Origin of the sequence: Metabacillus litoralis, assembly GCF_007994985.1 — a bacterium.
Classification (GTDB): domain Bacteria; phylum Bacillota; class Bacilli; order Bacillales; family Bacillaceae; genus Metabacillus; species Metabacillus litoralis.
The window spans coordinates 138,276-160,058 of record NZ_VOQF01000004.1 but is presented as its reverse complement, the minus strand read 5'-3'; the positions used below and the strand labels follow the sequence as shown (position 1 = coordinate 160,058).

The 21,783-nt window shown below is 32.3% G+C and carries 21 protein-coding genes and 1 riboswitch; of the genes, 12 read left to right on the top strand and 9 right to left on the bottom strand.

Going from position 1 to position 21,783, the window contains the following annotated elements; all coding sequences use genetic code 11:
- Nucleotides 1–30 precede the first annotated feature (30 nt).
- The 4 genes from FS935_RS23395 (at nucleotide 31) to FS935_RS08065 (ending at nucleotide 2,572) form a co-directional block, all read left to right on the top strand.
- Nucleotides 31–195, top strand: coding sequence for a hypothetical protein (locus FS935_RS23395; protein ID WP_158638563.1), 165 nt, complete (start codon nucleotides 31–33; stop codon nucleotides 193–195).
- An 8-nt stretch (nucleotides 196–203) separates the two neighbouring features.
- Nucleotides 204–500 (top strand): hypothetical protein, encoded by a 297-nt coding sequence (locus FS935_RS08075; RefSeq protein ID WP_146947351.1) that lies wholly within the window; start codon nucleotides 204–206, stop codon nucleotides 498–500.
- Nucleotides 501–615: 115 nt separating this feature from the next.
- The gene (locus FS935_RS08070) at nucleotides 616–945 is read left to right on the top strand and encodes a DUF3243 domain-containing protein (RefSeq protein WP_146947349.1); all 330 of its coding nucleotides are present in this window, start codon (nucleotides 616–618) and stop codon (nucleotides 943–945) included.
- Between the two features lie 184 nt (nucleotides 946–1,129).
- The gene (locus tag FS935_RS08065) at nucleotides 1,130–2,572 is read left to right on the top strand and encodes a phospholipase D family protein (protein ID WP_146947347.1); all 1,443 of its coding nucleotides are present in this window, start codon (nucleotides 1,130–1,132) and stop codon (nucleotides 2,570–2,572) included.
- Between the two features lie 420 nt (nucleotides 2,573–2,992).
- Here the strand turns inward: FS935_RS08065 and srtD are convergent, their stop codons facing one another.
- The gene (gene srtD, locus FS935_RS08060) at nucleotides 2,993–3,583 is read right to left on the bottom strand and encodes a class D sortase, LPxTATN-specific (protein ID WP_146947345.1); all 591 of its coding nucleotides are present in this window, start codon (nucleotides 3,581–3,583) and stop codon (nucleotides 2,993–2,995) included.
- The gene (locus FS935_RS08055; protein ID WP_146947343.1) at nucleotides 3,584–4,543 is read right to left on the bottom strand and encodes a processed acidic surface protein; all 960 of its coding nucleotides are present in this window, start codon (nucleotides 4,541–4,543) and stop codon (nucleotides 3,584–3,586) included. It abuts the gene before it with no gap.
- 138 nt (nucleotides 4,544–4,681) lie between these two features.
- On the opposite strand from FS935_RS08055, the gene FS935_RS08050 reads away from it, so the two are divergent.
- The 4 genes from FS935_RS08050 (at nucleotide 4,682) to FS935_RS08035 (ending at nucleotide 8,716) form a co-directional block, all read left to right on the top strand.
- Nucleotides 4,682–6,028, top strand: coding sequence for a spore germination protein (locus FS935_RS08050; protein WP_146947341.1), 1,347 nt, complete (start codon nucleotides 4,682–4,684; stop codon nucleotides 6,026–6,028).
- A gap of 2 nt (nucleotides 6,029–6,030) precedes the next feature.
- The gene (locus tag FS935_RS08045; RefSeq protein WP_146947339.1) at nucleotides 6,031–7,119 is read left to right on the top strand and encodes a GerAB/ArcD/ProY family transporter; all 1,089 of its coding nucleotides are present in this window, start codon (nucleotides 6,031–6,033) and stop codon (nucleotides 7,117–7,119) included.
- A 22-nt stretch (nucleotides 7,120–7,141) separates the two neighbouring features.
- The gene (locus tag FS935_RS08040; protein WP_158638562.1) at nucleotides 7,142–8,245 is read left to right on the top strand and encodes a Ger(x)C family spore germination protein; all 1,104 of its coding nucleotides are present in this window, start codon (nucleotides 7,142–7,144) and stop codon (nucleotides 8,243–8,245) included.
- A gap of 72 nt (nucleotides 8,246–8,317) precedes the next feature.
- Nucleotides 8,318–8,716 carry a YmaF family protein gene (locus tag FS935_RS08035; protein ID WP_146947336.1) on the top strand — a complete coding sequence of 133 codons (399 nt, stop codon included), beginning with the start codon at nucleotides 8,318–8,320 and terminating at the stop codon, nucleotides 8,714–8,716.
- A 40-nt stretch (nucleotides 8,717–8,756) separates the two neighbouring features.
- Here FS935_RS08035 and thiC read toward each other — a convergent pair whose 3' ends face one another.
- The 5 genes from thiC to FS935_RS08010 all read right to left on the bottom strand — a co-directional run bounded on the left by thiC (nucleotide 8,757) and on the right by FS935_RS08010 (nucleotide 13,516).
- Nucleotides 8,757–10,514: a phosphomethylpyrimidine synthase ThiC gene (thiC, locus tag FS935_RS08030; RefSeq protein ID WP_146947334.1), complete on the bottom strand. Its 1,758-nt coding sequence runs from the start codon at nucleotides 10,512–10,514 to the stop codon at nucleotides 8,757–8,759.
- A gap of 151 nt (nucleotides 10,515–10,665) precedes the next feature.
- Nucleotides 10,666–10,781, bottom strand: a riboswitch (TPP riboswitch).
- Nucleotides 10,782–11,167: 386 nt separating this feature from the next.
- Nucleotides 11,168–11,818: an MOSC domain-containing protein gene (locus tag FS935_RS08025; RefSeq protein ID WP_146947332.1), complete on the bottom strand. Its 651-nt coding sequence runs from the start codon at nucleotides 11,816–11,818 to the stop codon at nucleotides 11,168–11,170.
- Between the two features lie 379 nt (nucleotides 11,819–12,197).
- The gene (locus tag FS935_RS08020; protein WP_146947330.1) at nucleotides 12,198–12,365 is read right to left on the bottom strand and encodes an aspartyl-phosphate phosphatase Spo0E family protein; all 168 of its coding nucleotides are present in this window, start codon (nucleotides 12,363–12,365) and stop codon (nucleotides 12,198–12,200) included.
- A 304-nt stretch (nucleotides 12,366–12,669) separates the two neighbouring features.
- Nucleotides 12,670–13,008, bottom strand: a complete 339-nt coding sequence (locus tag FS935_RS08015; protein ID WP_146947328.1) for a MerR family transcriptional regulator — start codon at nucleotides 13,006–13,008, stop codon at nucleotides 12,670–12,672.
- A gap of 250 nt (nucleotides 13,009–13,258) precedes the next feature.
- Nucleotides 13,259–13,516, bottom strand: a complete 258-nt coding sequence (locus FS935_RS08010; RefSeq protein WP_146947326.1) for a hypothetical protein — start codon at nucleotides 13,514–13,516, stop codon at nucleotides 13,259–13,261.
- 173 nt (nucleotides 13,517–13,689) lie between these two features.
- On the opposite strand from FS935_RS08010, the gene FS935_RS08005 reads away from it, so the two are divergent.
- Complete coding sequence (locus tag FS935_RS08005) at nucleotides 13,690–13,869, top strand: Fur-regulated basic protein FbpA (protein WP_146947324.1); 180 nt, start codon at nucleotides 13,690–13,692, stop codon at nucleotides 13,867–13,869.
- 24 nt (nucleotides 13,870–13,893) lie between these two features.
- Here the strand turns inward: FS935_RS08005 and FS935_RS08000 are convergent, their stop codons facing one another.
- Nucleotides 13,894–14,646: a nucleotidyltransferase domain-containing protein gene (locus FS935_RS08000; RefSeq protein ID WP_158638561.1), complete on the bottom strand. Its 753-nt coding sequence runs from the start codon at nucleotides 14,644–14,646 to the stop codon at nucleotides 13,894–13,896.
- 144 nt (nucleotides 14,647–14,790) lie between these two features.
- On the opposite strand from FS935_RS08000, the gene FS935_RS07995 reads away from it, so the two are divergent.
- Together FS935_RS07995 and FS935_RS07990 are read left to right on the top strand one after the other, a co-directional pair.
- On the top strand, nucleotides 14,791–15,249 hold the full coding sequence (locus FS935_RS07995; RefSeq protein ID WP_146947320.1) for a MarR family winged helix-turn-helix transcriptional regulator: 459 nt from the start codon (nucleotides 14,791–14,793) through the stop codon (nucleotides 15,247–15,249).
- A 561-nt stretch (nucleotides 15,250–15,810) separates the two neighbouring features.
- Nucleotides 15,811–19,074 (top strand): efflux RND transporter permease subunit, encoded by a 3,264-nt coding sequence (locus FS935_RS07990; protein WP_146947318.1) that lies wholly within the window; start codon nucleotides 15,811–15,813, stop codon nucleotides 19,072–19,074.
- A 258-nt stretch (nucleotides 19,075–19,332) separates the two neighbouring features.
- On the opposite strand, the gene FS935_RS07985 is transcribed toward FS935_RS07990, so the two are convergent.
- A complete protein-coding gene (locus FS935_RS07985) occupies nucleotides 19,333–21,153 on the bottom strand; it encodes a DNA ligase D (RefSeq protein WP_240050859.1) in 1,821 nt (606 codons plus the stop codon).
- Nucleotides 21,154–21,238: 85 nt separating this feature from the next.
- Between FS935_RS07985 and FS935_RS07980 the strand changes: the two genes are divergently transcribed.
- Nucleotides 21,239–21,763: a D-glycero-alpha-D-manno-heptose-1,7-bisphosphate 7-phosphatase gene (locus FS935_RS07980; RefSeq protein ID WP_146947314.1), complete on the top strand. Its 525-nt coding sequence runs from the start codon at nucleotides 21,239–21,241 to the stop codon at nucleotides 21,761–21,763.
- Nucleotides 21,764–21,783 lie beyond the last annotated feature (20 nt).

The following is a 21,783-nucleotide window of genomic DNA, read 5'->3' as shown; positions in this document are numbered from 1 at the left end:
ACTAACGAAGAGTTAGGAGGAAGGTTCTATATGAGACAAGCTATATTAGACAGGAAGAAGCAAAACAATAGTAAACTATTAAAAGGTATGATCGTTGGAGGTGCTATTGGAGGTTGTATTTCTTTACTAGATAAAAGTACCAGGAAAAATGTGTCAGAGAACACAACTAACTTGAAGAAACTTCCAAAAATGTAATCACACATGTGAAAGAAAATCCTGCTGAAGTGAAGGAACAGCTTCTTGACCAAACAAAACAGGTTTCAGATACGTTAAAAAACACGATTCAGGAAGCAAGAAAACTAGTGAATAAAATTAATTCTGAAGTTGTTGAGGACGCGAAAGAAGTGACGGATGAGGCTACTTCATTTGCTGAGGAAGCCAAAGAAGATCTTAAGGGTATTAAATCTGATCTGAAAAATACAGGTACTTCTTTGACTGAATCGAAAGATCTCAAACCAAAATCTCAAGCTGAGTTAAACGCTAATCTAAATCACTATTAATAAATTAGGCTATGTTAAAGCTTAATGTTGATTATTAGCACTTTGTTGAATGCCTGTAACGGAAATCAACAACAAAGTTTAACAGAGCCATAAATTTAAAAAAGGAGAGATAATGATGGAACATAAAAGTACTGAAGAAAAATCAGCAAAAATAAATCAAGTAGAGCAAGCGGTAAATAGCCTTGGAGAAGAAAAGATAGATGAAATTTTAAAGAATTTTGAATCATTTAAAGAATTTTTAGGTGATAAAGTTGTTATGGGGAAGAAAATGGGATTAACCGAAGAGCAACTGGCAATTGCTGCACAAAAAGTGGGGAACTTTCTCTCAAAGCATGAACAAGCAAGAAATCGAGAAGAAAAATTACTTCAAGAACTGTGGTTAGTGGGTTCCGAAGAAGAACAGCATATGCTATCACATATGTTAGTAAAATTAGTTAGAGATTAAAGAATAATCAAGAGCAAATAGCTAGGGATCTCATGGTTAAAAGTGAGTTCCCTACTTTTTTTGATTTCTACCATTCAACATTCAACGGTTTTACAATTGTAGCTTTTTTCTATGGACTATTATAAAAAATGATATTAGTACAAGTTGATTTTTCTTTACTGATAGTGGAGGTAGTGGACGGGCAATGAAGAAAATTAAAACCTTATTAAATCGGAAATGGATTTGGCTTTTTATCATTTTAGCTTTGACAGTCACATCTGTGAGCATATACCATACATACAAAACTTTACCAAGAGGTATCTCATACGAAAGTCCAACATATAAAGTTGATGATGTTGAATTTATTTATGACCTTACGTATAAAGATAAAAATAATCATCAAGTGATTGATCAATCAATATTCAGTAAAATTAATGAAACAATAAGAGAAGCAAAAGATTTTATAGTGATTGATATGTTTTTATTAAATAGCTATGTAGATGAAGGTCAGGATTTTCCTAAACTAAGTGAAAATCTTATAAATGAACTTATTAACCATAAGAGAAAAAACCCCGACATAGAGATTGTGGTTATAACAGATAAAATTAATACAAGTTATAGTTCACATGTCGTAAAGCAACATCAATTGTTAAAAGAAAATAATATGACTGTTATTTATACAAACTTGAATAAATTAAGAGATCCAAATCCTATTTTTTCAGGAATATGGAGAACTACTTTTCAATGGTTTGGACAAGAGGGGATAGGCTGGCTTCCTAACCCATTAGCAGAGGAAGCTCCTGATGTTACGCTAAGGTCTTATTTAAAATTGATGAATATAAAAGCAAATCATAGAAAAGTTATTGCTACTGAAAATTCAGTCATTATCACGTCAGCAAATGCTCATAACGCTAGCGGCTTTCATTCTAATATAGCTTTTAAGGTAAACGGAGCAATAGTTAATGAGGTTCTCAAAACAGAACAAGCAGTAGCCAATTTTTCAGGCGGTGATAAACAATTTCCGCAAAGTGTGTATAACAATAAGGATGATGGACGTTTATCCGTGCAGCTGTTAACTGAAGGGAAAATTCAAAAACACCTTATTAAAGATCTTAATGATACAAAAGATAAAGATACTATTTGGATGGCGATGTTTTATTTAGCAGATACAGAAGTGCTTGAGGCATTAAAATCTGCAGCTAAACGTGGTGTTATTATAAATCTTATTCTCGATCCGAATCAAAATGCATTTGGTTCAGAAAAGATGGGACTACCTAATTTGCCTGTGGCAGCAGAGCTAACTCAATTATCACAAGGGAAAATAAATATTCGTTGGTATAATACAGGTAAAGAACAATTTCACTCTAAATTGATTTTTATAGAAAAAAGTAATGAAAATATCATAATCGGCGGCTCTGCAAATTTTACCGAACGAAATTTAGATAATTATAACTTAGAAACTAATTTAAAAATTACCTCAACTCATAATGAAGAAGTTATAAAGGAAGTGAAAGACTATTTTAGTAGATTATGGAATAATTCTAACGGAACATACACATTAGATTATGAAGAATATCAAGATAAACTACCACTATTTAAATATGTTTTATACCTAATTCAGAAACTATTTGCTTTTACAACATATTAATTAAAATGAGGTGGGACATAATTTGAAAAGATCATCCATAAAAACGAGTAAATCTAAATTAATCTAAAATATTTTAATATATAATACTGTTATCTATTTAATCAGTTAAGCTGGAAAAACAAGCTTGTTCCGTTGTGCTGCAGACATAAGATTCACCCGAGCGGAAGCTAAGTCCTCATGTCTTTAGCACTTCCTCTATCCCCGAAGGAGTCTTAGTGTCTTCCACTCCATTCCACTAGTTCTTAAAAATAGTAGCAAAATCAAAAATCTATTGAAAACAGCAAATAAAGACCCGAATTATTAGGAGAACGATTAATTGAAATATCACCTAATAATTCGGGTTTATTATTAGCTTATATACTTATGTCTCAGCCTCAACTCTGTATTAGCTACAATATTTTTGCATGTATTAAATAATCCCTACAGCTCTATTTTTGGCTTCTTTATTAATTCAGCTTCAATAATATATCTTTGTGGCGCCGGTCCGATATAAGTAAAAGGGTAACAGGTTGTAAGTGTTAACGTGCTTCTAGGACGCGGAACAATGACTGTTTTGTCATCTTTATCAACAATTCGAATTTTCTTGATTTTATAAATGAAATAAATATCACTTCTTTCGATAAGAAGTTTGTCGCCAATTTCTAATTTGTCAAGATTACGAAAAAAAGTATCACGATGACCTGCTAAAACAGAATTATTTTCCTCCCCTGGTAAAGGAGTTGTTATAACATGACCAATTCCCTTTTTTAAAATCTCTTTACTATCTCCCTCAAATATAGCGATTGTTTGATCAAGCTTAGGAATTATTAATGAACCAAGTTTTTCTCCTTCTTGAAAAACTTGAGCAGTTACATCAACTGATTGAGCTTGATTTGGATTTTCTATTATATTGTTAACGATTTTTATATTGTCATTTTCTTCAGCCTTTAAACCATATAAAATCCAATAAAGTTGATAAGATAAAAAGGCAATTCCGATAACAATTAGAAAGATAGACAGACGTTTACTCATTTACTGTTCCTTTATTGTTCGTTTAGGATAGAAGAATCCAATTAATCCAACAGCTATAATTAAAACCCCGAGCAACATATTTAACCATAAAGAGGATGCAGTGTCTGGTAAACGGTTATGTTGTAATGCAGTTAATTCTCCAGCTATATCCCCAAGTTCAGCAAATTCAATACCAGATTCAATAAGGAACTCAGAGCTTAACATATCTTCAGAAAATTGCATGTCTAATAATAGCTCACCACTTGTGTTGTATAGATTGATAACAAGCTGATTTCCATACAATTCATCCATACTAATTAATTCTTTAAAAGTAACAGCTGTTTCTACACCATTATTGTCTTTTAAATAAAATTGTGGTTTAAGCTGTAGAGCGGTCATCATATTTTGAAGTATGGTAACTAACTCATCTTCTTGTGCTGGTGTTAACTCTTCCATACCATCCATTGCTAAAAATGGATCAAGTCTAGCTACAATTTCCTCCATTTGTTGCTCTAGTTTCTCTTGATCAAGCTCCATAAAATGTGTAAATAATGTTTCAACTTCCTCATCTGTTAACCCTATGAGTGCTAGAAAATCTTCAATTTCTGATATTTCACTATCATGATCACTGTAAAAGCTAATTGCAAGATCAAGATCTTCAATAAATACGTAATCTTCAACAGTTTCACCAAATTCAGATAATAAAACATCTAACTCAGGTCTGGTTAATTCATAGTCAGTTAAAAGTTGTTCTAAATTCTCAGGCGTAATTGGTGTTCCTAAAAGCAATGTTAACTCTTCTGTTGTTTCAATTTCTTCTAATGTTAGATCGTATGTTTCTTTTAGGTAAGTAGTTAATTCTTCTTCTGTCCATCCTAGATCTTCTAAGAGTGAATTAACTTCTGATTCTGGCGGAGCTGCATGTACTGTTTGGAAGCCAAATAGTAATAATAAACCTGTTATAAGTAATAATTTCTTCATGGTAGGAACCTCCGATTTAAGTTATGTACCTTTGGTATTATTTGATAGGGATAAGTAAATTATTCTTGATATTGAGGTATGAATATTTATGTAGCAGTTAACGATAGGTAAAAGACGTATACGGTGGAGAGGTTTTTTATGAGCGATAAGAGAGTGGATATAAAGGAATCTATTCAAAGAAAATTTAAGAATTCAACAGATTTAGTGTTTCAAAAACTTGAATCTAACACTTCATTCTGTGAATTTTGTTATTTAAGCAGCATTTGCGATAAACAAAAAATTCATCAAGATATATTTACACCCTTTTTTGAAGAAGAAAATATAAAAGAATATAAAACTTATATCAAATCATTAGCAGGGGTAAAGGTATTAAAGGAAAAGGACGATCCAACTGAGTTACTAATAAGAGGTTCAATGCTACTATTTTTCCAATCTGAAATCTTAACTCTAGAAGTAAAGCAATTTGTAAATAAAACAATACCAGATACTACAATTGAAACAACAATTCAGGGACCTCAAACAGGTTTAAGTGAAGATTTAGAAACAAATATAAATATCTTGAGAAATCGTTATCATCAAGTAACTTTAGCTTTTGAGGATGCGATCATTGGGGAGAAATCACAAACGGGGATAAAAATCATTTATGATTCTAAAGAGGTTGATCAAAGCGTATTAAAAGAAGTCAAAAAAAAGCTAGACTCTTCAAAGGTTGATGTCATTCAGTCTGCGGGTCAATTATCTAGATTAATGAGTGTTAGAAAAACCACGTTATTTCCAACAATAGTGATTACGGAACGCCCTGATCGAATTGCTTATAATTTATCTAAAGGGAAAATCATTATTATGCTTGAAGGAACGAGGTTTGCGCTTGTTATTCCATCAGTATTCTTTGATTTTATGAGCTCGATGGATGATATTTACCAGCCTTATTGGATTACCAAATTCCTGCTTGTTTTACGGTATTTTGGTTTAGGTGTAGCCATATTATTGCCTGCAATTTATGTAGGAATGACTGCCTATAACCCTGAGTTGTTTCGGGTACAACTTGCATTATCAATTGCTGGTAGCAGGGCAGCTGTTCCTTTTCCAGCTTATATTGAAGTGTTATTTATGTTAATTATGATGGAATTATTAACAGAAGCGAGTTTACGATTACCAAAAGCGATTGGACCAACTGCTACTACAGTAGGTGGACTTATTTTAGGACAAGCTGCTACAGAAGCAGGACTTGTTAGTAATATTATGATTATCATTGTTTCGGCGGTAGCCATTTCAAATTTTGTTATACCTATTAATGAAATGAGCTTTGCGATGCGTGTTATTAAATATTTGTTATTAGTTTTAGCTACTATTCTTGGATTAGTAGGTGTACTTATTGGGTTACTAGCAATTATTTATTATCTAGTTAACTTGAATAGCTTTGGAAAACCGTATTTACAATTATTTCTTCGAGAAGAAATGAAAGAATCAAAAATAGGAAGTTGATTATGTCAAAAAGATATATTTATATGATGCTTATCTTAAACATGCTAACAAACATCGTAGCGTATGTTCCTAAAATGTTGCTTGAACAGAGAACAAGTGGATCAATTTTAGCAATTCTTTTAGCGGTTCCAGTAGGAATGATAATTATCTACCTGTATACAAAATATTTAAGTGAATTTCCATATATGGGTTTACCTGAAATATTAGAAAAATACACATCAAAATGGTTCCGAATTACATACTTAGTTGCACAAGGGAGTTTATGGTTTATAGCTGGACTAATCACTTTGTTAGCATTTACAAGTATTTCAAAACAATTTATTAACCCTGATATGAATGAGCTTTTAATCATATCTGCTTTTTTGTTTCTCATTATCTTTGGTGTTGTTATGGAATCGAAAAAGGTTCTCTTTGCAACGGAAATCATCTTATTAGTTAATTTACCTTTAATAGCTTTTGTGATTTACAAGTCTTATACAAATGAATATATGATGTGGGAGTCTATCCAAATAGCGGTAACCTACTTTTGGGAAATACCAAATATACAAACATTGTCTACTGCATTATTTGTGTTTAGTGGTTATGCAAATTTAGTTATTTTTAATCGGTATTATAAAGATGTTAAATTAAAATATTTATGGTTAGTAGCACTTCTTGGACTTATTACCTTAGTTACAACTTATTTCATTCCTATCGGTCTGCATGGTTTCGATGGGGTAGCATCCTTTACCTATCCATGGATCGCAACGACAGATGCAATAAGAATAGAATTGTGGATAATTGAACGGGTAAGTATTTTATTTTTGGGATTATATATAAATGTATCACTTGCAAGTGTTATTCTTCATTGGCATGTTGCTCTTGAACAAATCAAATCAGTTGTTCCGAAGCTTGAAATAAAGAAAAGAAATATTATGCCTCTGCTCATCGCAAGTGTATTTTCAGTTGTTGCTATCATTTTTCAACTATTTGTAGAAGAGATATTTGTTAGCAGCCTTGCGAAACTATGGCTCCTTTTTCTTTTACCCGCACAAATAATAGGCTTACTTTTGTTAAAGTGGATTTTAAAAAGAAAGGATGGTCAAAGCTAAAATGATAAGAAGGTTGCTTTTATTGACCATTGTCTTGTTATTGTTTCTTACTTCTGGTTGTGGTTATAAAGATATAGATAAACGTTTTTTTGTCGTGTCAATTGGTGTTGATAAATCTAAAGAGGAAAACAAGTATGATGTTACATTAAAGCTTGCAGTTCCTTCAAATGAATCAAAATCAGGAAGTGATGAAGCAAAAATTATTACAGAATCGGCCCAATCAATATCAGAAGCAGTACGATTAATGAAGTCAAAAGTTGATAAAGAGTTTGATTTTAGTCATGCAAAAGTAATTGTTTTTGGTGAAGAACTTGCAAAGGGAGAAGACCTTGAACATATATTTGATTGGTTTGAAAGGCGTCGTGATATAAAGGATATAGCATGGGCAGCAATTGGAAGTCCAACAGCTTTAGAGGTTTTAGAAGCAAAACCAGTGGGGGAACGAATTCCATCAAATTCACTTTTTTTAACTTTTAGTTCCGCTGGAACGGAAACTCCTTATATACATACTGTTTATTTATTTGATTTTACAAGAAAACAAGTAGAACGTGGTGTTAGCCCTATTTTACCAATAATAAAAACAGAAGAAAATGAACTAGCTATTAATACAATTAGTATATTTTCAAATATGAAGGTAGCTTTGGTGTTAGAAAAGGAACAGACGAAATTTCTTAATATGTTAATGGTACATGTATCGAAATTTGATATTAGAGTAGATAATGAAGACAATAGCCCTTATTTTATTTTTTCAACAGATAATGTGAAAGCAAACTACGATCTAATTGTGAATGAAAAATCTCCAAGTAAAATTTCCTATAAAATAAAAGTTAATGGAGTTGTTGAGGAAGCATTTGATGATTTAGAGGATACAAAAATAAAAGAATATGAAAAGTTACTAGAAAAACAGTTAGAAAGTAAAATACTTGACTTACTTATGCAATTACAAAAGGAAAAAGTTGATCCAATTGGATTTGGGTTAAAATATCGAGCAATGAATAAAGGTAAAGAGTCTGAAAAGATAGAAACATGGAATAACATCTATTCAAATTTAGAATTTGATATAAATGTTACAGCTGAAATGGATCATGTTGGTGTGATACATGATGAAGAAGAATTACCAGAATAATTTTTTTGTACAACTAACAAACCTCCCGCGACCAACATAAAAAGAAAGTAGGATGGTAGTTGGAGGAAAAGAATGAATATGAGAATAGGACAGATAAAACCACATCATGCACATCGTTATTTTACAAGAACAACAATAGATAATGGGCATTATCATTTTGTTGAAGGTTTTACTAGAATGGTAAATGGGAATGCACTTGATCAACATTTTCATTTGTTTAGAGGTATTACCTCTTATGAAAATAACCATTATCATCGCTATTATGGTAAAACAGGTCCTGCTATTCCCATGGAAAATGGTGATCATTACCACCTCATTGAAAATCGAACTTATTATAATTATGATCAACCATTAGAAGTGGAATTTGGTGGAGTTCTGTATTCTGAGGAAGAACGACCTAAACATGATCATAATTTTAAAGGTAATACATTTGAAACGGTTGGGTATGACCCATTTCTATTTCAAAATTAGAAGTAGAGGGAGGAAGTGAATTCCATCCCTCAAAGTACTTTTATTTGTAGATTTTTGATCCAGCCTCAACAAATTCTAAAGCTTTTTCCTGCATTCCCTTTTCAATTAAATCTTCTTCTGCAACACCATCTTCTTTTGCTGTTTTTCTGATATCATGTGATATTCTCATAGAACAAAATTTTGGACCACACATTGAACAAAAATGTGCGGTTTTTGCTCCTTCTGCAGGTAATGTTTCATCATGGTATTCTCTTGCTCTTTCAGGATCGAGTGATAAGTTAAATTGATCGTGCCATCTAAATTCAAAGCGAGCCTTTGATAGAGCATCATCACGATTTTGTGCACCTGGATGACCTTTTGCAAGATCTGCAGCATGTGCAGCAATTTTATAAGCGATAACTCCTTCACGCACATCTTCTTTATTAGGTAATCCAAGATGCTCTTTAGGTGTAACATAGCAAAGCATAGCTGTTCCGAACCAACCAATCATTGCAGCTCCAATAGCAGAGGTGATGTGATCATAGCCTGGAGCAATATCTGTTGTTAATGGTCCTAGTGTATAAAATGGTGCTTCCTTACAAATTTCCTGCTGCTTATCAACATTTTCTTTTATTAAATGCATTGGTACATGTCCAGGACCTTCAATCATTACTTGAACATCATATTTCCATGCAATCTCGGTTAATTCTCCTAATGTTTCTAATTCTGCAAACTGTGCTTCATCATTGGCGTCTGCAATAGATCCGGGACGTAACCCGTCACCAAGAGAGATTGTAATATCATATTTTGCTAGGATTTCACAAATTTCATGAAAGTGAGTGTATAGAAAGCTTTCTTGATGATGTGCCAAGCACCATTGAGCCATAATAGATCCACCCCGAGATACAATCCCTGTCATCCTATTAACTGTTAGTGGGATATATCTTAGAAGGACTCCAGCATGAATGGTGAAATAATCGACACCTTGCTCAGCTTGTTCTATTAATGTATCACGGTATATTTCCCAAGTTAAATTTTCGGCAATTCCATTAACTTTTTCTAATGCTTGATAAATTGGTACAGTTCCAACAGGTACAGGGGAATTACGAATAATCCATTCTCTTGTTGTATGGATATCTTTTCCTGTTGATAAATCCATTATATTGTCAGCTCCCCATCTGGTCGCCCAAGTCATTTTCTCTACTTCTTCTTCAATGGAAGATGAAACAGCAGAATTTCCAATATTGGCATTTATTTTCACATGAAAGTTTTTTCCGATAATCATTGGTTCACTTTCTGGATGATTAATATTTGCAGGTATTATTGCACGACCGGCAGCTACTTCTTTACGAACAAATTCTGGATCCATTTGTTCCCTAATAGCGATAAATTCCATCTCAGGAGTAATAACTCCTTTTCGTGCATAGTGAAGCTGTGTTACTCTATTTCCTTCTTTTGCAATTAAAGGCTTTATATGATGTGAGGGGAAAACTTCTAAGTTAGATTGATTTCTTTCTGTTTTGTAACCATTATCTTCAGGTTTAATGGATCGACCTTCATATTGTTCAACATCATTACGACTTACTATCCATTTTTCTCTGACTCTAGGTAAACCCTTCCTTATATCAATCTCTGCTGTAACATCAGTATAAGGACCGCTTGTGTCATAAACTTGTATATTAGGATTTACTTCCTCACTATATGTATTTTTTGTAACCTCTTGTGAGATTTCCCTTACAGGCACTTGAATGTCAGGGTTGCTACCTTGAAGATAAACTTTTTTACTTCCTGGAAATGGTTGTTTGATTTTAATTTTCATCCTTACTCCTCCTTATTAATAAGTACTAAAAATCTTTTTGATTCAGCGAAATATCAGGGGAAGGCAAAATAAAAACGGGTTCTGATTTTCAGAACCCGTTTAAAGGATGTAGGTAAAAATTGTAAATAAGGGACAGTAGAGGAAGTCCTTACTACAACTGTTACTACTTCCCTACGCTGGTATCATCCAGATCAGGTTCAAAGGGTCAAAGAACTTCTAACGCGTTCTTCTCTCAGTCCAGGCTAATGGACTCCCCTAGTAGAAATTGGTAATTTCTATTTAATTCAGTTTTATCATAACACATATCATTTACAAGTCAACGGAATATTTTAATGATTCAAATTTAATCTACTTAGTTTAGTAAAAGATCTTATAAAGAGGATAGGAGCCAATTAATCAAATAAAAAACAGTGTCCATTATACAAATAATGGTATATTAAGCTTATCTAAGATAGGGAGTGATTCTATGAAGATTCAAAATGTAGATGAATATAATAATAATGTTCTAGCGTGAATGGTGGGGTGGTCGAGAAGATATTGTTTTAAGGAGGACGTTAGAAGATTTTTCCGAAGAATAGCACTATCTTATCTATTTTATGTTTTTACTTCCGTTCGATAATTAATTACTTAAATATGAACGAAAGTAAAACATGTTATTTTTTTGTTTGTTGAAGATACAATTTTTCAAATCTTTCTTTCCATTCAAGTGATAATTCCTCAAGTGAAAGTATTTCTTCAATTTGTTTCATATCCTTTTTATTATGGAAATAGGTATGATGGACATTTGCAACAGATATTTTTTGGTGGTGCTTTTCAATGATATTAATTTTTGAATTACTTTCTATTTTACCTTCTTGAAGAACTCTGAAAAAATAACCAGTATATCCGTGTTCGACAATTTTATTAAGAAGCGTATTAATATTTGTATATTTATTGATAGTTGAACAAGGAAAACGCCCCTGTGATACCTGTAAAATGATATCTCCGATTTCTATAATATCTCCAATATGTATATCGGTTTCTTTCATACCAGTTAATGTTAGATTTTCACCAAACGCAGCCTGAGTAAGTGGAGTTTGATACATGTTTTCCCAAAATGAATAATGCTCATATGGATAAACACAAATAACGCGTTCAGATCCTCCATGGAATTCATGATTTTGTACATCATCACCGATAATCCCATTTTTTGTTACCTCTAGATAATCCACTTGATTTTTACTTATTCCAGATCGAAATTCCTTTCCTTTAAAAGTAAGAGTTGTAGGTTTACCTTTACTAAGCCATACCAATTGAAAGGCCATAAAATCACTTCCTTTTTTCTTGAAAAACTAGGCTATGTTAAAGCTTAATGTTGTTTTTAACACTTTGTTGATTGGAGGTGAATATATGAGACTCCTGCTTAGAGAAGCGTGTCAAAGGGAGACCCCACAGGCGCGCAGCTTACGAGGAGGCTCCCGGACCTAGGAAGAATTATCCTTATTCTTCCCTAGGAAAAAAGGTGCTTTTTTCCCAGGAAAGCGAATGCCTGTAACGGAAATCAACAACAAAGTTTAACAGAGCCAAAAACTAAAAGAGAGACATCCTCAAAAATTTACGAAACTCTATTATTATAAACAGGATTTCGTATTTTATTGAGTTGGTCTCTTAAGTTGGGTCATATTTATTTTTTTATTAGTTATTTTATTTTTCTTCATGTAATGGAGGTTGATTTTCAAACATTTTCATGTTTAATAATTCATCTAAATGTTGGCTGGCAATCAATGTTCGATGCGAGTCGATGCCGTCTTCTTTAGCTATTATAAATAATCTGTTGCGGTATTCTTCGATAACTGTATCTATTGATTTCATATATATTGAACACCTCGCATTTAAGCATTACTAGTATAATAACCCTAGTAACTCTATTATCGTATATTTTTCCCTATTGTAAAGGGTTTAAGAGGTTTTTTATCATATTTTTATGAAAAAAATGTAAATTAATAATGGGTTTAGTTTTTTTTGTGGAGAAAATGTATATTTATTAACGGAGAATGTACATAGAAGTTGATGGTTGCTTATATTTGATAAATTTAATTTTTCCAAATTAATCTTTATAAAGCAAGATTAGTAACCGCTACAGCACCGTTATGGCTATCTGTAGCGGTTAGACTGATTAATTTCTTTCACGTCCGATATTGAATTGTGCATTAAGCTGACCTCTTAACATTTTTTTGCGAACTTCTGCATCGCTTTCTCTTTGTTTTTCCTTTAATTTCATTTCTTTAAGTATTTCAGTTGTTTGCACACCGTCCTCTCGTTTATCTGCAATATCCATTAGCGTTTCAATATCAATAAAAGAATATTTTCGAGTTCCTCGTTCATTTCGGTATGGAGCAATCAATTTTCTTTCTTCATAATATCGAATTTGTCTTAAAGTCAATCCTGTTAATTCACTAACTGTTCCAATTGAGATGACCTTCTTATCCTTGTAAGAGCGGTCTTGATGATTCATTTAATTCCACCCCTTTTACGTGAACTCTTTATAAAAGTATACCTTGTATTTTTAAAAATGACATATTTATTGTCAGGAAATCTCACATAAAAAGTTTGAATTAAATATACAGTGTTAGTATTTGTAACAAAAGAAAGGAGTTTTAAAATTGGATGTTATAAAATGAAGTTGTAAATATTAAGGAAGGATCTTCATAAACTGATTTAAGTCAAAGAAGAATAAAAAGTGAAAATTTGGGAAGAAAAGGTGTTTATAGAGCTTTTACATTTGAATGATATGGATGTATTTGTGCGGTTAATTGTTTCATAAGATGATCTAAATACCTTTTAGTAAATAACAAAGTCACTTCTTCAAATCGGTCTTCCTCGGTATTATAAGTTGCGAGAATATCTATTTTTTGTTGAGTGAACTTAACCATATTTAACTGAAATGCCTTTGGTTCAGTCAAATTGAGGAAATAAACAGTCATATTTGATGGGGTCTCTTTCATAGCTATTACTTTTATCAATTTCTTTTCAACTCCTATTAAAGTTGAAATTAGTTTTGACAATATTACAATAGCTTAATCAAATTTAAATAAATTTAATAACATGAAAGAGAATCTTAACATTCTGTTAATCGTTCTATAACAATTATGAAGTAAATTGTAGATAACAAAAAAATTAATTGGAGTTGAACGCCATGAGTAAAATGTTGCAAAATGCACTTGAAGAACAAAGAAAATATTATTCTCAGAAGTTATTGGCTATAGGAGTTTATAATAAACAAGTGATGACTAAAATGACACTTACAGAATTAAAGAATGAATACAATTATTTTTATCACAATGTACCAAAGCTCGAACGTAAAAGCTCTAGCTAATTAAAAAGTGGTGAGATACGTTTTTTAAAAGCCCTTGACTGTACTGATGAAAAGCTTAGTGAGCTGGTCCGTTAAATGATATGAATTTTTAATTGGTTTTTTTAAACAATTCTCAATCCTTTCTAAAGTAATGCATATGTAGTTATCTAATAGGTAAGAAGAAAATTGTTTTACTCCTACTTGCTTCTTCTTTAATAATAATTCTATTTGATCCTCTATAAGATTATCCTCAATATAATGGAAAAAAAGCATCCTGTCTCCAAAAGGCGGGATGTTTCTATGTTGAATTATCCATTGACAAGAGATTATTGGCTTTAATGTTGCTAGATATCCTTTTGTTGTTGGCTTCTTCATTAAGAGCTTGTTATTTTGTTTTGCGATATTAAGATAATGATATAAAGCTATGTCAGGTGAAAATGCTTTTGATGTTAGATCAATTAGCTGATTAAAAAATACTTCGTCTATACAGTAAGTAATGGGTGATTGAAGCCATTCAAAAAGAGAGGGGTTTGATTTATTTAGCAATTTTAGCGTCTTTTTTATGTCCCACCCATTTAGTTCAAGCCTATTTTCTTCACAGGTGTATTCAATCACATCTTTTCCTTCATAAAGTTGTAGATACCAATTTTCTTGATGCGTATATACAAACCTCACATCATAATCACTATTAGGAGATGAAATCCCCCATGCTCTACTACCAGCTTCACATGCATATAAAATCCTTATATTATGATTTTTTTCGAGACCCTGTAATTTTATGCGAATTCTTGATTCCAATCGATTCTCCTCCAAAATACATTAAGTATTTTATATTCTTCCACTTTTTCTTATTTATATCCTTTAAATATTGATAAAAGAATAGTAAAATTAACAATGTGTGGAAAATTTCTTTTTAAAAGACGTAGTTAAGAGGGCGATGGTATGAGATCTTATAATGAGGAAGAGTTACAGAATGCATTGGATTTGTTTCGTGTTTTTGCTAGAGCATTTAAAAGCATTTCAGAGCATTCGATACGTGATAGCAAGGAACATGGCTTTAATCCTACAGAATTTGCGGTATTAGAATTATTGTTCACAAGGGGACCGCAAAAACTACAGCAAATTGGATCAAGATTGCTATTAGTAAGTGGAAATGTCACATATGTTATTGATAAGCTTGAAAAAAATGGCTTCATTTATCGTGAACAGGATCCGAAAGATAAACGATCCATTTACGCAAAATTAACAGAAAAAGGCCAGGAATATTTAGATCAGGTATATCCAATTCATGCAATTCGAATTGCTCGTGCATTTTCTGGATTATCTTCTAAAGAACAGGAAGATTTGAAAGCGCTTTTAAAGAAGGCGGGCATCCATTCACAACACCTATTATTCAGATAAAAAAACAGCTAAAACGCATAAACATAGGTTTCATATTTTATGAGCTTCAGAGGTTGAAAAAACCTTGTTTTCTTCGATACTCACACCTTGCTCTAGTGTTGCTTACAACAACTAGGTAACACCGTTCATCATTGGGCTTGAACAATAAATGTTAAGCGTTTTCAGTTGTCAGAGAGGCTTGTAAACATACTTTGTCTACAAACTGAGACTCATATTTTATGAGTCTTTTTGTGTTTCTATGGATATTAGTTATTGTTTTTTATGTAATGATTAAATTGCTTGGTGTGCACTTTTATTATAGACCTTCTTATTAATGAGCAATTTATTTGTATTCAAAATTCCTTGTAGATATGCTAGTTATGCATAGTGTATCAATCTTGGAATGAAAGAATAGAAACATGTTAAAACTTGTAAATGCTATATATAAACTTTATTATCTGATTATCACTTAGTAAGTTTTTAAAACAAATAACCTACACTTTATAATTAAAATTATTTATGTACTATTGATCAATTTGTTTCTCTGTTTAGTAGACATACATATTTGAGAGGGGTAACTAAATGAAAATAAGTAATTTTTCAATAAGGAGACCTGTATTTACGATTGTAACGATGTTACTTGTGTTAATATTAGGAGCTGTTTCAGTATTAAATATCCCATTAAAATTAATTCCTGAAATTAATCCTCCAATTGGAGTGGTTGTTACAAACTATCAAGGAGCAGGTCCAAATGAAGTTGTAGAAAAAGTTTCTAAACCTTTAGAAGAAGCGCTGTCAACTGTTCAAGGAATTGACACTATTACCTCGACTTCACAGGAAAATGCTAGTTTAGTGTTAATGCAATTTTCTTGGACAACAAAGATAGATGATGTTCAAGACGAGATTAGAACAAAAATGGAGGATGCTCCACTTCCTGATGATGCTGGAGATCCGCGTTTTTTGAAATTTGATCCATCTCAATTCCCAATCATTCAACTTTCATTAACATCTGCTGAAAGTGCTAAACAACTTCAGATACTTGCAGAAGAGTTAGAACAAGAGTTAACGAAAACAGAGGGAGTAGCAAGTGTAAATCTTTCTGGATTAACGACAGATGAGATCAGTGTTACTCTTGATCAAGAGAAGTTAAAGGAATACAAAATTAGCCAATCTGAGATAGTTGATGTGATAAGAGCAAATTCTGTAACTACTCCTGGGGATACTGTTGTTACAGAAGGAAAGCAATTAACAACAAGGGTCATGAGTACAATTGATTCTCTTGATGTGCTAAAAAATATTGTGGTGAAACAGGACCCTGCAAATGGAGAAAATATCTCCTTACAAGAAGTAGCTCAGGTGAAAATTACACCACAAAAATCAAATACAATTACCCGTGCAAACCAAGAAGCTTCATTACTAGTAAGTGTATTACAGCAATCTGATGCAAATACAGCTGCAGTATCAGATGCTTTTCAGGAAAAGCTAACTGAAATGCTTGAAGAAGAAAGATATGATTCAATAAGTGCAGATATCATCTTTGATCAAGGTGAATATGTTGATCAAGCAATAGGCAATATGGTTAATACGTTAATTGTTGGTGGACTACTTGCAATGCTTATTCTTTTTGTTTTCTTGAGAAGTGTAAAAAGTCCATTAATTATTGGTGTAGCTATTCCTTATTCAGTTATTGTGACGTTTGTATTGATGTATTTCTCTAACTTCACATTAAATATCATGACATTAGGTGGTCTAGCACTCGGAATTGGAATGCTTGTAGATAATGCAATTGTAGTTATTGAAAATATATATCGACATCTATCAATGGGGAAAAACCCGAAGGAAGCTGCATATGAAGGGGCAAAGGAAATGGGTCCCGCGATTATTGCTTCAACCTTAACAACGGTAGCCGTGTTTATTCCAGTAGTGTTTATTTCAGGTATTATTGGAGATCTTTTTAAAGAGTTTGCTCTAACCATTGCATTTAGTTTATTTGCCTCATTATTTGTGGCATTAACTATAGTCCCAATGCTAGCAAGTCAGCTGTTAAGAAAACCACGTGAAAATAAAGAGGAGATTCGTCGGGAATCTTCTTTTATGAAATCTTTAGATCAATCAATAAGATGGGCTTTACGAAACAGAGCGTTAGTTTTGATTTTAACACTTCTATTATTTTTGGGGAGTATCTACGGTATATCCCGAGTTGGATCTGTATTTTTACCAAATACAGATGAAGGTTTCTTCACTATTGATGTTGAGTTGGAAAATGGAACAGCACTCTCTGAAACAAGTAAGGTTGTTGAAGCGCTTGAAAATGAACTAGAGAATGAGGAGAACATTGAGCTATATGTAAGTTTAATTGGATCCACACAAGAGGAGTCGTTTCGTGGAACAGGGAGTACAAATATAGCAGAGATTTATGTCAAACTGAAAGATCTTGATAACCGGGATGTTTCTACTTTTGACTTTATTGATGATATTAAAAAGTCTCTCGAGCAGGAAGCGAATTCTATTAACAAAACAACAGAATTATCGTTTAACACTCAATCTTCTACAGGTTCAACTCCTAATACATTAACATTTAATGTGAAGGATACGAATGAAGAAAGATTAAAAGAATCTATAAATAAAATAGATGAAGCATTATTAGAGTTGGATGATGTAGAAGAATTAAGTAATGATCTTCAAGAAACGATTGAAGAAATCCAAATTATCATTGATCGGGAGAAAGCACTTAATAATGGTTTAAGTCCTGCTCAAATAGGAATGGTTGTTAATGATGTAACACGTGGTACTGATGCTATTCAAATCACAAATGCAGATAATAATGAAATTTATAGTGTTAATGTTCGTTATGATGATTCGGTAAGAGAAAACATAGATTCACTTAGAAAACTGCTTATAAAAAAACCTGATAACAGCTTTGTTGAATTAGGTGAAGTAGCAGCAATTGAAGTTGGAGAAGGGCCAGTATCCATTCAACGTATTGATAAACAAGTTGCGGTTCAGTATGATCTAAGATTTAATAACTCAACAAATTTGGGTGAAATATCCAATTTGGTTGATGAAAAAATTGAAGAATTAGATCTATCTGATGATACAGAGATAACATTTGGAGGAGACAGAGATCTACTTGAATCTTCATTAGATGATATGCTGTTAGCCTTTGTGTTAGCGATAATCTTTATATATATTGTTATGGCTGCACAATTTGAGTCATTTAAATATCCATTAGTTATTATGTTTACAGTTCCACTGATGATAATTGGTGTAGGAATTGCACTAGTATTAACCAATTCACCAATTAGCTTAACAGTAGTTATAGGTATTATCGTTTTAGCAGGGATTGTTGTAAACAATGCAATTGTTATAGTAGATTATATTAATCAGAAGAAAGCACAAGGATTCAAAACACATGATGCTTTAATTGAGGCAGTAAAGGTAAGGTTTAGACCGATTTTAATGACAGCTTTAACAACAATTTTAGGGCTAGTGCCGTTAGCATTAGGCTTGGGTGAGGGAACAGAAATTAACAGGCCAATGGGAATAACAGTTATTGGTGGGTTAATCTCAAGTACTTTTCTAACACTATTTGTCATTCCGATCGTCTACAGCGTATTTGATAAAGAAACGAGAAGAATGAACAAGAAATATGTAACACCAGATGGACAGCTTATTCCAGCATATTTATTGGAAGACAGACTAATAAAAGAAGAGGAAGACATGCGGTTAGAAAATGAAGACAAGGAACAATTACCTGCACCACCAGAATCAACCTCTAAGTTCGAAAAACAAGACATGGTTACTATGCTTGAACAAATTATTGATATTGTAAAAGATAAAAAATAACCAAAAAATATACTAAAATATATTGAAAGAAATCATCATAGAGACAAATACATCTAAAGTATTTATAACTATTCAATAGATAATACTGTTTTTATTAAGCAGGAAAAACAAGTTCGTTCCATTTCCCTGAAGACACAAATCTATTGAAGACAGCATAAAAAGACTCGAATTAATTGGCGATTGTTTAATTGAACGATCACCTATTAATTCGAGTTTATCATTAGCTTAAATGCTTATGTCCTAGCCTTTTTCTATTTTTTATTTTGTTAAACCGTTAATGAGTGTTTTGAGTGTTTCATCCTGTGGTCTTGTGAAGTATTTATTAAAGGGACATCCAATGGTATCGAGTCTCTTTAAAACATTATCAATTGTGAAATTTTCAACAGTAAGGTATTCGTTAATTTCTTCCCATAATAATGGAGCTGCGATGTAGGCACCTTCTTTTTTTCCACGAAGTGAATATGGAGCAATAATTGTTTTACCTTCTGCATGTTGAATATAATCAACATATAGTCTTTTACCGCGATTTTTCTTCATTCTTTCAATTGTAAAATCTTCAGGAAAGCTTGTCACAAGGTATTCAGCAATAAAGGCAGTAAATATCCTTGTTTCATCATATGACAATGAATTTTTAGATAGCGGTATATGAATTTGCAAGCCTTTATTTCCTGAAAGCTTAGGAAATGTAAGCAAATTAAACTGATCAAAAACTTTCTTCATTTCTACAGCGGCTTTAACTGCTAAGTGAAAATATTCTCTTGATGGTGGATCAAGATCAAACACGATTTCTGTAGGATGTTCTGTATCTAGTGTCTGAAATGGAATGTGAAACTCAAATGCTAACTGGTTTCCGAGCCAAAGTAAGGTTGATAAGTTATTACAAATAATATATTTTATATCATCATGAATTTCTGTTTGGATAAATTCTGGTGCATAATCCGGGCAATTCTTTTGATAAAAGGCTTCTCCAAACATTCCATGAGGAAACCTGATAACTGTTAATAATTTATCTTCTAAAAATGGAAGCATAAACTTAGAAACTTGATATAAATAGCTTAGAAAGTTCTCCTTCTTAACATCCATTGTTTCCCATAGAGGTTTATCGGGATGAGTAATTGATAACTCCTTGTGTAAAGGTGCAGTTGATAGAAGTAACATATCCCATGTGCATTCCTCAATCTGCTTTTCGAAACGAAAGGTAAAAAAAGAAGGCTCACGTAATTGATTTTTATATAAAGAAAGAAACTGTAATTCAACAATAATAGCAGGAGATATTTCAATAAAAGTTGCGGTTTCAGTTGTTTTGTTTTCTTTCAAAATAGTAATAAGAGCATCACGTTCAGTACTAGAAATTCCATGTGAAAAAATCCCAACTGGAATGATGTTATCACTTTTTAAAACTCCTACATGGAAATATCCATTTTCCTTATCATAGCCTGTAATAAAAAAAAGTGCTTTTTTATAATTCTTAATTTTTAACCATTGTTTTGAGCGAACACCACTTTCCCATCTACTATTAAGATGCTTGGCAATAATTCCTTCACCATCTTCAAGGCGTATTTCTTCCCATAACTCTGTATAGTTCGTTGTATATGGAACATACTGTAAAATATTATGGTTAGAAGGATCAATTTGTGTAGGAAACTCAAGTTCAACAAATAGCTCATGAAGCTGTTTTTTCCTTTCTTCAAATGGTTTTCCAACTAATAAAGCATTATTTGTTTCTATTATGTCGAAAGCAAGAAATCTACAAGGATATGAGATGGATGAATGTGCAATTTTTTCTGAGTTTTTTAATCTTCCTCTAATTTGTAATTTTTCAAAGTCTGAGTAATATTTTGAAGTAAGAAAAGTAACCTCTCCATCCATTGATAAAGGTAAATAGGGTTTGAGCTTTTCAAATTGATCTTTTACCTCTGAAATAATTTCAGGAAAGCTATCGTTTAATGATTTCTCATTTCGACTAGTTAATTGGATTGAATCCTGAGTAATAGTAAGAATTGCTCGAAAACCATCATATTTGGTTTCATAAACCCAATCTGAGCCTTTAGGAATTTCAGTATTTAAGGTCGGTAGCATTGGTTTCAAGTTGATCATCCTTATATATGTCATTGTTTTTAATATGAACAGATTTTCACTAATTCATGAAAGGAGTTTGTAAAGAATGAATAAAGCGGTATTTCTAGATCGTGATGGTGTCATTAACGAAGTATTAAGTAATAGAGTGAAATTTGTCAATAAACCTGAACAAATGTACTTGTTAGAAGGAGTAGGAGAGGGGATAAAACTATTAAATGATGCGGGATATCAAGTTTTTGTTGTAACAAACCAAGGTGGAGTTGGTTTAGGTTATATGAAGGAGGAAATGCTTCTAAAGGTTCATGAAAAAATGAAAACAGATATTGAAGAATACGGAGGGAAAATTGACGATATCATATATTGTCCACATAAGCCACATGCAGGATGTGCTTGTCGAAAACCTGAACCAGAAATGCTTCACCAATTAGCTAGAAAACACCAGGTAAGCTTAAAGGAAAGTTTTATGGTTGGCGATCGAGATGTTGACATAACGGCTGGAAAACAAGCAGGAACAAAAACGATTCTAATTGGGGATGAGGAGGGTTTAGCAGATTTTCAATTTGAAACACTGTATGAAGCGGCTGCTTGGATAATAAAAAATGTAACCTGATATAAAAACGGTTACATTTT